Raw genomic sequence first — 12,884 nt, forward strand, 5'->3', positions numbered from 1 at the left:
CGGTGCCCCGTACAACATGAGTTTCACAAACAGAAGCAGCATGGTCTGAACCTGTCAAGCATGGTGACGGCTCGCGTGGGGCCTGCTTCGGGGTGGCGTGTGAAGTGGTCCGGGGTGGAGTCCGGTTGGCATCATGTGGAGCCTCGGCAGGTCACGGCGGTGGGGTGGCAGTGGGGCGTCGACCGGGGTGGTGTCAGGGCGATCGGGCGCGATGCGCCGGGACGGCAACAGGGGCGTGATCACCGCCGATTCAACTCCTGAAGAGTTCGCTGCGGTCAAGACGCCGCAAAGAGGAGCCGTGTGTGCAGGTTGTGAACTTCCCAGGTCAACCGGTGAGTTGCCGTGAACCGGGGGCATCGGACGGCGCCGCGCGATCGTATTCGCCAGTAAGGTTTCCTGTCAGAAGTCTTGACGGGACGTCACGCCGAGGGCTTCACTCCGGTTCTGCTCGGCCGAACACACCCCCACCACCGGCCTGGACGGAGCCACGCATGCGTCTGAGACATGCCATCGCCTCCGTCGCCACCATGAGCATCGCCACCGCGGGCGCCTTTCTGGGCACCGCGGGCGAGGCCCACGCGGCGACGCCACTCCCCGCCCACTTCGCCGCCCCCTATCTGGAGATCGACAGCGGCACCGCCAACGACATGGCGTCCGACCTGAACGCCACCGGGCTGAAGTACTACACACTCGCCTTCCTCATCCCCAAGTCCGGCTGCACCGCGCAGTGGGAGGACAGCGGCGACCCGGTCGGCGCGTACACCTCCCAGATCAACGCGCTCACCGCGGCCGGCGGCACGGCCATCGTCTCCTTCGGCGGCGCCGAGGGCGGCGAGCTGGCGCAGACCTGCACCTCCGTCTCGTCCCTGACGGCCGCCTACCTCAACGTCGTCAAGACCTACGGCATCACCCGCCTCGACTTCGACATCGAGGGCGGCACCCTCGGCGACACCGCGTCCAACCAGCGCCGCGACCAGGCACTCGCGGCCCTCCAGGCGCAGGACCCCTCGGTCCAGGTGTCCTACACCCTCGCCGTCGCCCCGGACGGCCTCCCCTCGCAGGAGTACGGCGTTCTCAGCGACGCCAAGAGCAAGGGCGTCGACGTCAGCGCGGTCAACCTCATGACCATGGACTTCGGCGACGGGGAGAACGCGCTGAACGACGCGGAGTCCGCCGCGACCAGCGCCGCCGGTCAACTGGCCGGGCTCTACGGCATCTCCACCTCGGCGGCCTACAACCGCATCGGGCTCACACCGATCGCCGGCCAGAACGACGACAACGAGTACTTCTCGCAGGCGAACGCCCAGACCCTGGAGAGCTTCGCCGCCTCCCACGGCGTCCAGGAACTGTCGTTCTGGGAGGTCGACGCCTACGACAAGGCCACCGGTTACGCCTACTCCCGCATCTTCAACCAGATCACCGGCGGCGGCAGCACGCCGCCTCCGTCCGGCACGGGCCGGATCACCGGCTACGGCGGCAAGTGCGTGGACGTCGCGGGCGCCAGTAGTGCCAATGGCACGGCGGTGCAGCTGTACGACTGCAACGGGACGAACGCGCAGCAGTGGACGGTGGCGTCCGACGGGACGCTGCGGGCGCTGGGCAAGTGCATGGACGTGACGTCGGCGGGGACGTCGGACGGCACGCAGGTGCAGCTGTACGACTGCAACGGCACGGCGGCGCAGGTGTGGCAGCACCAGTCCGACGGCGAGCTGGTCAACCCGAACTCCGGCAAGTGCCTGGACGCGACGGGGCCGAGTTCCGCCAACGGCACCCGGTTGCAGATCTGGACGTGCTACGACAGCGCCAACCAGCAGTGGACGCTGCCCGGTTGATCCGGACCGAGTCGTGGTGAACGGTCCCCGGCGGGCGCGACGCGTCGGCCGGGGATCACGGCTTGACGGCGACGCCCGCCCACACGGGCACGTCGTCGTCGGCCGGACCGCGGCCGATGCCGGCCGGATCGTCGTCGGGCCGCCAGCCGTGCGGGGTGACCAGGCCGGGTGCGAGGAGGCGCAGGCCGGTGAAGAAGCGGGCGACCTGGTCGCGGTCGCGGCCGTGGACCTCGGAGCCGGAGCCCTGGAAGGTGTCCTCGACGGAGGTGACGGTGGCCGGGGTGATGTCGCTCGCGAGGTGCGTGACGACGAGATGGCTGCCCGGCGCGAGCGCGTCGACGAGCCGCCCGACGACCTCGTAGGGGTCGGTGGTGGCCGGAAGCCAGTGCAGGAACAGGCACATGAACAGCGCGACTGGCTCGTCGAGCCGCAACGTCGCGGCGACCTCGCGGGATCCGAGGACGGTCTCGGGACGGGAGGCGTCCGCGTCGATGTACGCGGTGCGGCCACGGGGGTCGGAGGTGTGCAGGGCGCGGGAGTGGGCCAGCACGATCGGGTCGTTGTCGACGTAGACCACCCGGCAGGTGGGGTCGACCCGCTGCACGGTGTCGTGCAGGTTGGGCTCCATGGGTATGCCGGTGCCGATGTCCAGGAACTGCCGCGTCCCGGCCCGCGCCAGCTCCCGCGCGCAACGCATCACGAACGCCCGGTTGACGCGGGCCGCGATCCGCACCGAGGGCATCCGCTCGGCGACGGCCGCGGCCTGAGCGCGATCGGCCGGGTAGTTGGTCTTGACGCCCAGCAGCACGTCGTAGACGCGGGCGGCGTGCGGCCGGTCGGTGTGCAAGTCGATCGCGGCCCGCGGCCGCGCCCTCATCCACTCCGGTGTGTCCACGCGGGCCCATCCCCTCACCACTCAAGGTCGACTCACCCTCACCCTACGGTGACCGACCGGGGCGCGGGGGCCGACGACCGACGGGTTCGAGCCACTGACGTGCGGTCCGGCGGCCGTCGAGCGCGGCCACGACGCGCGGGGCCCCGGTCGTGTGTCCGGCCCGGGGAATCCGGCCGACGGCTCCAGCCACGCTCCACCGGCGCGTGCGAGAAACCCTGGCGAAATCCCACGACGTGACCGACCCTCGTCAGAAAGGTGCTGCCGATGCGCCGCATCATCCGCATGCTCGTCCTCTTCACCGCTGCCTCCGCCCCCGTCTTCGGCCTTGCCGTCGCCCCCGGCGAAGCGTCCGCCGCCGCGCGGCCGTCCGTGTCGGCTCCCAGCGGGTGCGCGTACACCGCGACCGCGGACTCCTCGGGCGTGTACGGCGTGACCGCGACCTGCGACGCGGCGGCGGGCCAGCGGTGGTACGTGGACGTTCGGTGTCAGTACGACTACCGCGGCCAGGAGATCGACTCCTGGGTCCCCGGCACCACGGTCTCCGGCTCCGGCACCTCGACCGGCAGTTGCGTGCTCATCGGCGCACCGGTGCTGGCGCACCAGATCGTGGTCACCTCGTAACGCCGTTGGCCAGGGCCCGCCCGGCTCGTCGCGTGAACGCGCGTCACTCGGGAGAGGGAAGCGGCGGGAGCCTCGTCTCGTACAGCCACGGGTGCAACAAGGGCCCGAGGTCGCGTCCGGTGATCTGTCCGGCCAGGGCCACGAACTGGGGTGTCGTCGCGGTGCCGTGGCGGTGCCGGGTCGCCCAGGCCCGTAGGACGGCGAAGAACGGCGCGTCGCCCACCGTCGTCCGCAACGCCTGGAGCGTGCACGCCCCCCGGGCGTAGACGCTGCTGTCGAACAGGTCGCCGGGCCCGGGGTCGGCGATGCGGACGCCGTCCGGCGCCGAGGCCAGTGTGGCGTGGGCGGCGGCGGCCGTGCGGGTGGCCGGTGTGCCGGAGGCGTGTTCGGCCCACAGCCACTCGCTGTACGTGGCGAAGCCCTCGTTGAGCCAGATGTGCCGCCAGTCGGCGATCCCGACGCTGTTGCCGAACCAGTGGTGGGCGAGTTCGTGCGCGACGAGTGTCTCGTTGCCGCGTCTGCCGTCCAGGTGGTTGGTGCCGAAGAGCGAGTACGTCTGGTTCTCCACCGGGTCGTCGAGTTCGGCGTCCACCACCACGGACCCGTACACCTCGAACGGGTAGGGGCCGAAGTGGTCGGCGAACACCCGCATCATCTCCGGCTGCCGCCCGAAGTCGTGCGCGAACGCCGCCGTGTGCTCCGGCGGGCAGGCGTTGCGGATCGGGACCGGGCCGCCGGGCTGGGTGGAGAACGTGAAGCGGCCGATGGCGACGGTCGCCAGGTAGGTCGCCATCGGGCCCGGATGCGTGTACGTCCACAGCCGCCGGCCGCGCGGTCCGGGTTCGTGGCCGGTCAGCGTGCCGTTGGCGACGACCTGGAGGCCTTCGGGCACCCCCACCGTGACGCGGTACGCCGCCTTGCGGTCCGGCCGGTCGTCGCAGGGGAACCACGACGGTGCCCCCAACGGCTCGCTCGCCACGAGCACGTGGGACGACGCCGCGTCCGTGTAGTCCCATCCCACGTCACCGTACGCGGTGCGCACCGGGCGCGGCCGGCCCTCGTACGCGACCTGCGCACGGAAGGGCCTGCCCGCCGCGTACCGCTCCGGCAGCGTGACACTCAGCCGGTCGCGCCGGTGGGTGAACCGCGCGCGGGCGCCGTCCACGCTCACCGACCGCACGGTGAGCGTGGACGCGAGGTCCAACTCCAGCCCTCGCGTGGGCTCTTCGACGACACCACTCACGAGGGCCACCGCACGCAGCCGGGAGCGCGACGGCAGCCAGTCCAGCCGCAGGTCGTACTCCGCGACGCCGAAACGCGGATCGCCGTGCGTCGGGAAGTACGGCGCGGCCGTCCCGGACGGCACCGCGGCTCGCGCCGGGGCCTGCGGAGCGGCCGAGGCGGGCAGCGCCAGGGCTCCCGCGACGAACCCGCGGCGGGTCCAGAGCGTCACTGCGATCGTCTCCCAGAGGTGGCGGTGCGTACGGTCCGGTTCAGGGTGCCATGGCAGGCGAGGCGGGACCGTGCTCCGGCGAGCCGGACGCGTGCGGCGCGTCGTCGGTCGCGGGCCAGGAAGCGATGGGGTTCCCCAGCCACCTGGTGTCGGCCGGTACGCGCTCGCCGCGCATCACCAGCGACGCCGCCCCGACCACCGTGCCGCGTCCCACGGCGGCGCCCGGCAGCACGATCGAGTGCGGCCCCACGGTGGCGCCCGCCTCCATCCGCACCGCGTCCACCCGCATCAGGCGGTCGTGGAACAGATGGGTCTGCAACACGCAGCCGCGATTGACGGTCACCCCGTCACCGAGGCTGACCAGGTCGGTCTCCGGCAGCCAGTGGCTCTCGCACCACACCCCGCGCCCGATCCTCGCGCCGAGGGTGCGCAGCCAGACGTTCAGCCACGGCGTCCCCGTGATGGCGCCGCCCAGCCACGGCATGGCCAGCTCCTCGACGAACGTGTCGTACAACTCGTTGCGCCACACGAACGAACTCCACAACGGGTGCTGCGCCTGCCGGAAGCGGCCCACCAGGAGCCACTTGGCCGCGGTCGTCAGCAGGCACGCCACGACGCCCGCCGCCAGCAGCAGCGCACCGGTGAGCGCCCCCGCCGCCGTCCAGCCGTCGACGTCCACGATCCGCTGCACCGCCACGAACAGCAGGTCGCCCAGCACGGCCGTGCACAACAGCGGCAGGAATCGGCACAGTTCGACAGCGGCACGCGCGACGACCAGGCGCCGTGCCGGGCGGTACGTGCGCTCGGGGTCCCCGGCGTCCGGCGCGCGCGTCACGGACACGCCGGGGCGGCCCAGCCACGAACTGCCGGGCTCGGCCTGCGCCGGAGCGTCCGACAACACACCCACCAGGGAACCGTCCGGCAGATCGCGACCGGGGCCCACGATGCCCGAGTTGCCGACGAACGACCTCCGTCCGACCCGGGAGGCGCCGAGCCGGATCCAGCCGCCACGGATCTCGTACGGCGCGACGAGCGTGTCGTCCGCGAGGAACGCCCCGTCCTCCACCGTCATCAGCGACGGCAGCCCCAGCGCCGTCGACACCTCGGCGCGCCTGCCGACCCGGGCACCGAGGAGCCGCAGCCACACGGGCGTGAACAGGCTCGCGTACAGCGGGAAGAGCGCCCCGCGCGCGGCCCCGGTCAGACGCAGCGTCAGCCACGCGCACCACGCCTCGGTGCCGTCCGCGCGATGCACACCCGGACGCAGCCCTCCCCCCGCCAGACGTATCGCACCGGCGAGCAGACCCGCGTAGCACACCATGGTGAGCAGCGTCAGTGGCGCCGCTGCCCACAGCAGGGTCACCAGAAGCGGGCGCAGCGAGCCGTCGTCGCGCGAGACCAGGTACAGCACCACCAGCGCCGGAACCACCGACAGCAGCGGGGTCACGTTGAGCGCGAGGAGCGAAAGGCCGTAGCGGACACGGGACTTGGCGAGCTTCACCGGACGCGTGGCGGGCCACGTGTCCGGCTCGCCCGGTCCGGCGGGACGCGCCGGGCTGCCCGTCCAGCGCTGCCCCGTCGGCACCACCGAGCCGACACACGCACCCGGCAGCACCTCGGCGCCCGCCATCACCGCGGCCCCCGGCATCAGGGTGGAGCGCGCGGCGACCCGCGCCCCCTCACCCACGTGCACACCGCCCAGACGCAGCAGGTCGCCGTCGATCCACCACCCCGACAGGTCGGCCTCGCTCTCCACGACGCAGCCGTCGCCGAGTTCGGCCATACCGGTCACCGGAGGCATGGTGTGCAGGTCGACCGAGTCGCCGACCGCGCAGCCCAGGGCACGTGCGTAGACCGGGGCCCACGGCGTGCCCAGCACCTCGGAGACCCCGAACGTCGCGACGATCCGCTCCGCCGCCCACAGCCGCAGGTGCTCGGAGCCGCCGCGCGCGTACGTGCCCGGGCGCAGGCCGCGGGTGAGCAGGCGGGCCCAGCCCACGCCGATGCCCAGCCGGGCCGGGAGGCTGTAGAGCGCCAGCCAGCCGGCGCCGACTGCCCACCACGACACGTGCGGTGCCCACGGCAGCCCCACGAGGTCGTCCACGGCGGCCAGCGCCACCAGCCAGCGCAACCCCGTCACGGTGAACAGCACGAGCAGCACCAGGCTCTGGACGACTCCGGCCCGGCGCGGCACAGGGCGGATCTCCCGTCTTACCTGCGCACGTTCGCCGAACGAGTCGAGCCGGGCGGCCAGCGCGTCCAGCCGGGGATGCCGGTAGACGTCCGCCACCGACACCTCCGGATGCCGCTCACGCAGGGTGGCGACCAGCTTCGCGGCGGCCACGCTGTTGCCGCCGAGCGCGAAGAAGTCGCTGTCCGCCTCGACGGGCAGCCCCAGCAGGTCGTGCCAGTGCCCGGCGAGCCAGGCCGCGGTGCCCTCCAGCGCGGCCGACGTGCCGCCGTCGTGCTCCAGCGGCCACGGCAGGGCGGCGCGGTCGACCTTGCCCGAGGTACGGGTCGGCAGATCGTCGACCACCGCCAGCATCGGGACGAGCGGCTGCGGCAGGCGGCCGAGCAACTCCTCGCGCGCCGCCGAGGCGTCGAAGTCCACCGGGCCACCGTCAGGACCGCGGTCGAGAACGACGTAGCCGACCAGGAGTTGACCACCCGCCGGAGTGCGGCGCACCGCCGCGGCGGCGGCCCTGACCCCGGTGAGCGACGCCAACGCCGCGTCGATCTCGCCCAGTTCGACGCGACGACCCGCGATCTTCACCTGCTCGTCCGCCCGGCCCGCGAACACCAGGCCCTCGCGCTCCGCCCGCACGAGGTCACCGCTGCGGTAGGCACGGTCGTACGGCAGCGCGCTGTGCGCGGCGAACTTCTCGGCGTCCTTGGCGGAATCGAGGTAACGCGCCGTCCCCGCACCGGCGATGACCAGCTCTCCGGTGCCGCCCCACGGCACCGGACGCCCCTCGCCGTCCACCACGGCCAGCGCCCAGCCGTCCAACGGCGCCCCGATGCGCACCGGTTCGCCGGGCGCCAGCAGCGCGGCGCAGGCCACCACGGTCGTCTCGGTGGGCCCGTAGGTGTTCCACATCTCGCGGCCCCCGGCGAGCCGGTCCACCAGCTCCGGCGGACACGCCTCGCCGCCGACGATCAGCAGACGCACGGCGTCCAGCGCCCCGGCCGGCCACAGGGCGACCAGGGTCGGCACGGTGGAGATCACGGTGATCCGCCGCTCGACCAGCCACGGACCCAGGTCCGTCCCCGCGCGCACGAGCGACCGCGGTGCCGGGACCAGGCAGCCGCCGTGCCGCCACGCGAGCCACATCTCCTCGCACGAGGCGTCGAAGCCGACGGAGAGCCCGGCGAGCACCCGGTCACCGGGACCGAGCGGGCGGTCCCGCAGGAACAGCCGGGCCTCGGCGTCGACGAACGCCGCAGCGGACCGGTGGCTGACCGCCACGCCCTTCGGGCGTCCGGTCGTCCCGGAGGTGAAGATGATCCAGGCGTCGTCGTCGGGCCCGGGGCGCGGCGCGGTGCCGTCGGCCCGACCGCGCGGCGGGGACCCGGGCCGGAGCCGGACCGCCTGCTCGGCGCCGATGACGGCGCACACGGCGGCCTCCGACCAGATCGTCGCGGCCCGCTCGTCCGGGTCGTCGGCGTCCACCGGTACGTAGGCCGCTCCGGCCCACAGCACGGCGAGGACGGCCACGTACAGGTCGGACGTGCCGGACGGCACCCGGATCCCGACCCGGTCGCCCGTGCCGACGCCCAGGCCGCGCAGGTGGTCCGCGAGGTCGGCGACCTGCTGGAGCAGGGTGCGGTAGTCGAGGACCACCCCGTCGACATCGAGCGCCGCCGCGGTCGGGTGGCGCCGGGCGGTCTCCTCCAGGACGTCCACGAGCGTGCGCACGGGGGCTGCCTGGCGCGCGGGCCACAGGGCGTGGCCCGCGGTGTGCGGCGCGTGGACCGGCGGCGTGGTCTGCGGTGCGGGGGCCTGTGGCGCGGGGGCCTGCGGTGCGAGTGGTTGTGGTGCCGGAGCCGGTGCCGACGCCGGTGTCTGCGGCGCCGGGGCCGGTGGTGTGGATGCCGAGGAGCCGGCTGCCGCCGCGGTGGATGAGGGCGCGGTATCGGTGATCCGCCGGGGACGCTCCGCTCCGGGGGTGCCCGGGTAACGCGGTGAGGTGGTCAACGACATTTCCTTGTGAGTAGTCTGTGCGTGGTGGCGCGGCTCGTCGTCCCTGTCCTGTGCGACGAAACCGGCCGTGCGGCTGTCGACGGGCCGCTCGGCATGATGACTTCATGTCCGTGATTAAGGATGACCGGACGGCCTTGCCTCGTTCCTTCGGTTGCGCAAACAACTGACCAAGGGTTAGCCGTGATTCCGCCATGACGTGCACACCGCATCCCCGGGAGCGACCCTTTTCGGCCATGACAGGACTGGACGCACTGCCTCGATTTGACAAACACGAGATTTATCCGAAGGTGACAACAGGTGTGACGCATTCGACACTCGTGATGCGGTGATTGATCGGACCGGGCCGGTTGCTGAATGCCGAATGAACGGTGGGGGTGTCGGCGGCCGGGTCGCGTGAGGCGTGTGGGCAGGGGTGGGCGCGCAGGGTGGCATGGGGCGCGCGGATCGTCGGGGGCGCCCCCGGCTCAGTGAAATGGGCGGCCGGGCGGCTCGGTGAATGGGGCGGCCGGGATTTCGCGCTGAATGCGGCGGGTCCTGGAGCGAGGGGATGTCCACCGGAATTCGTGAGTCCCCGGGAGGATGGCGCGCACGGAATTCCGGCGTTATCGGTGATGGTCCGATGTTCTCCTGCGCGGACCAAGCGTCGAATGTCGTTGACGTCCCCTGTGATCCATTCCGGAGGGGGCGGCGAGAACTGGCATCCAAGTGGCCTCCGCGCCAGGTGTGGCGGGGCAGAAAGCGTCTTCTCGGAGCCCGGCGACCGGGTTCGTGCAGGAAACGGGGAGCGGGAAATCTGTTGCCGCCTGCCCGCCCGGAGGCCGGGTCTGCGTGTCACGAAAGTCCGACTGCCTGCCTCTGCTCGGCGGAGGCACCGGGCGGGCGCCGCGTTCCGCTCTCCTCAATGGTCGTGCTCTTCCCCGTAAATGCTCTACAGCCTTCAGACGCGGGGGAGTTGACGGAGGGCGTTGCGGCGCCACCGGGCCCGTCATCCCCACTTGTCAGTCCCAGGCGTTACTGTCACTCGTGGACTGACCGGGGTGCGGGTCCCCCGTGGGGGGACGCGTGCCGACGAGGCGGGGGAAGGCGGGACGGGAAACGGCCGGGGATCTGCAAGGACGCGCGCGGGAGACGGCACTCCTCTCGGCGCTGGCCGGGGAGGCCCTGCGCGGGGAGGTGCGGGTCGTCGTCCTGTCCGGGCCGGTCGGCATGGGGAAGACCGCGCTGGTCGAGCGTGCGGCACGCACCTGCGGCCGGGAGTTCACCGTCCTGCGCTCGACGGGCCTGCCCGCGTGGTCCGCGACGCCGTACTCCGGGCTCGTCCGCTCGACGCTGAGCGGTACGGACAGCGGGGGCGGCGAGGAGACCGGGGACGGAGGCTCTCCGGAGGCGTTCGCCGGCACGCTCACGGAGCGCACGACCGCCATCGAGGCGGCCCGCGCCCTGCTCGGCCGCCTCCGCCCGGGCGCCCCGCTCCTGCTCCTCCTCGACGACGCCCACCTGATCGACGCGGCGTCCCTGCGCGCTCTCAGCCTCCTGATGGCCGACGAGTCGCCGCCCGGCGGCCTCCTTACGGTGGTGGCCACCGAACGGCCCGACGCGGCCTGCGAGTTGCTGGGCCTGAGCGCCACGACGCACGGTCCGCGACGCATCACGCTTCAAGGGCTCTCCACCGGCGAGGCCGCGGCTCTGGTCGAGGCCGAGGGGGTGCGGGTCCCGCCGGAGCCCCGGATCGCGTCGCTCGTGCGATGGTGCGACGGCAACCCGCTCTACCTGAAGGCGGTGCTCGACCACCTCGCGCTCGGGTCGGCGGAGGCGTTCGGCGAGCCCGACGTGCCGCCGTCCCTCACGGCCGCGGTGGCGCGATGGTCTCAGACCCTGCCGGAACCGGCACGCCACGCACTGCGCGTTCTCGCGGTCCTGCGCGCGCCCTCGACGGTGCCGCAGCTCAACCAGATCGCCGAACTCCCCGTCGCCACCCGTGACCTGGAACTCCTCGCGCGATCCGGAGCCGTGCGCTGGAGTGAGCGAGGCGGTGTGCCGCACGTCGAACTCGTCCACCGCGGCCAGCGCGAGGCCCTCTACCGCGGCATCCCGCTCCACGTCCGGCAGGACGTCCACCGCAGGGCGGCCCGCGCGCTGGCTCCTCCCGAGCGATGGCGTCACCAGGTCGCGGCGAGCGACGCCTACGACGCCCCGCTCGCCGAGCGGCTGCTGCGGGCGGCCGAACAGGAGTCGCGCGAAGGCCACTTCTCCCTCGCCGCGCGACACACGCTGGACGCGGCCCGCGTCGCTCCCGACGGCGCGGACCGGCAGGCGGCACTCCTGGACGGCGTACGCCTGCTGATCTTCGGCGGCGAGACGCATGCCGCGCTCCGGCACCGCGAGGCCGTCCTGCGCACCCCTGCGGGGCCGCTGCGCAGCGAGGCCCTGGGACTCATGAGCATGGTGGCGGGGCGGGGTGCGGCGGCCAGTCGCTATCTGACCGCGGCCAGGCAGGACTTCGAGCGGTCGGGGCGGATGGCGTGCGCCGCGGCGGCGGCCGCCGAACTGGCCGTGGTGCAGAACTTCCTCGCACGTGGCGAGGACGCCTGCGCCTCGGCCCGCTTCGCCCTCGCGCACAGCGCGTCGGAGTCGGTGTCCGCGACGGCCGGGTACGCGCTCGCGCTCGGCACGGCGCTCACCGGCGGAGCCGCGGCCGGGCTGGCGGCGCTCGGCCACCTGCCGCAGGACCCGGCCCAGGTGGCGACGCACGACATGGAGACGCTGACCTGCCGTGGCATGTTCCGCGGTCTCACCGGCGACCTCCAGGGCGCCGTCGCCGACCTCGACGCCACCCTCTACCACCGTGTCGTCGGCCGCGTACCGGAGAGCAACGTCACCGCTCTGGTCCACTGCGTGTGGACGCACTACCTGCTCGGCGAGTGGCACCAGGCACGCCGCAGGCTCGCGATCGCGTTCGACCTGGCCGACGAGCACGGGCGCGGCGCCGACTTCGGCATCCTGCACGGCCTCAGCGCCATCCTCCACACGAGCACCGGGCGGCTGAAGGAGGCCGAGGCCGACCTGGAGGAGAGCGCCGCGCTCTCCAGGAACGCCGACTACGGGGCGCCGGCCTTCCACACGACCGTCGCCCAGGCCGCCGTGCGCTTCCTGCTGGGCGATCACCGGGAGGTCGTCGCCCTGGTGACGGCGTTGCGGCGCACGACGTCCAACCTGCCGCGGGCCCTGCTGTACGGCTCCTGGTTCCTGCCGATCGTCGGCGTCTCGTACGCCCGCCTCGGCCGGGTCGGCGAGGCGCGCCAGGCGCTGGACGCGTTGCGGGGCATCGCCGGAGACGGGCCGATGCTCGCCATGACCCGTCTGTGGCTGGAAGCAGCCGTGCACGAGGCGGAAGGCGACCAGGCGGCGGCGGTCGCGGCGTACCGCGCGGCGCTCGCGGTCCGCGGTCCCGGGGGCGACCCCCGCCCGTACCGCGCGCTGATCCGGCGGGACCTGGGCTCCTGCCTGCTGCGCACCGGCGACAACGATGGCGGGTGCGCCGAACTGCGGGGCGCGGCAGGGGAGTTCACGGCGCTGGGCGCTCATCCGCTGCGTCAGGGCTGCGAGGAACTGCTGCGCGAGGCGACGGCCGCCGCCCGCGTGGAGTGCGGTCCACGGTGTGACGCGATCTGGGCGGCGCTGACGTCCCGCGAGAGGGAGATCGCGGAGCTGGTCGGCCGGGGCTGGACCAACAACGAGATAGCGGGCGACCTCTTCATCAGCAGCAAGACCGTCGAATACCACCTGCGGAACATCTTCGTGAAGAGCGGTTTCCCCGACCGCAAGCGGCTGCGCGACTGGTACCAGGACACCGATCGCGCCTCCTGAGCGAGGCGGTGACCT

6 protein-coding genes are annotated in these 12,884 nt (G+C 73.0%); 3 read left to right on the forward strand and 3 right to left on the reverse strand.

The features are described from left to right. Positions 1-491: 491 nt before the first annotated feature. Positions 492-1,832, forward strand: a complete 1,341-nt coding sequence (locus K7472_RS10505; RefSeq protein ID WP_222976493.1) for a ricin-type beta-trefoil lectin domain protein — start codon at positions 492-494, stop codon at positions 1,830-1,832. Between the two features lie 55 nt (positions 1,833-1,887). On the opposite strand, the gene K7472_RS10510 is transcribed toward K7472_RS10505, so the two are convergent. Then, positions 1,888-2,727 (reverse strand): SAM-dependent methyltransferase, encoded by an 840-nt coding sequence (locus K7472_RS10510; RefSeq protein WP_308013843.1) that lies wholly within the window; start codon positions 2,725-2,727, stop codon positions 1,888-1,890. 264 nt (positions 2,728-2,991) lie between these two features. On the opposite strand from K7472_RS10510, the gene K7472_RS10515 reads away from it, so the two are divergent. Continuing rightward, the gene (locus K7472_RS10515) at positions 2,992-3,348 is read left to right on the forward strand and encodes a hypothetical protein (RefSeq protein ID WP_222976495.1); all 357 of its coding nucleotides are present in this window, start codon (positions 2,992-2,994) and stop codon (positions 3,346-3,348) included. Between the two features lie 43 nt (positions 3,349-3,391). On the opposite strand, the gene K7472_RS10520 is transcribed toward K7472_RS10515, so the two are convergent. Beyond that, positions 3,392-4,801 carry a M1 family metallopeptidase gene (locus K7472_RS10520; RefSeq protein ID WP_308013844.1) on the reverse strand — a complete coding sequence of 470 codons (1,410 nt, stop codon included), beginning with the start codon at positions 4,799-4,801 and terminating at the stop codon, positions 3,392-3,394. A gap of 40 nt (positions 4,802-4,841) precedes the next feature. Next, positions 4,842-8,717, reverse strand: a complete 3,876-nt coding sequence (locus tag K7472_RS10525) for a Pls/PosA family non-ribosomal peptide synthetase (protein ID WP_308013845.1) — start codon at positions 8,715-8,717, stop codon at positions 4,842-4,844. A gap of 1,347 nt (positions 8,718-10,064) precedes the next feature. On the opposite strand from K7472_RS10525, the gene K7472_RS10530 reads away from it, so the two are divergent. Continuing rightward, on the forward strand, positions 10,065-12,869 hold the full coding sequence (locus K7472_RS10530; RefSeq protein WP_222976499.1) for a helix-turn-helix transcriptional regulator: 2,805 nt from the start codon (positions 10,065-10,067) through the stop codon (positions 12,867-12,869). The last annotated feature ends 15 nt before the right edge of the window (positions 12,870-12,884 follow it).

It is taken from the genome of Streptantibioticus parmotrematis, from assembly GCF_019890615.1.
Lineage (GTDB): Bacteria > Actinomycetota > Actinomycetes > Streptomycetales > Streptomycetaceae > Streptantibioticus_D > Streptantibioticus_D parmotrematis.

Excerpts from the sequence above, each read along its gene's own strand:
- K7472_RS10505 (WP_222976493.1), top strand. The coding sequence starts at position 492 with ATGCGTCTGAGACATGCCATCGCCTCCGTCGCCACCATGAGCATCGCC.
- K7472_RS10515 (WP_222976495.1), top strand. The coding sequence starts at position 2,992 with ATGCGCCGCATCATCCGCATGCTCGTCCTCTTCACCGCTGCCTCCGCC.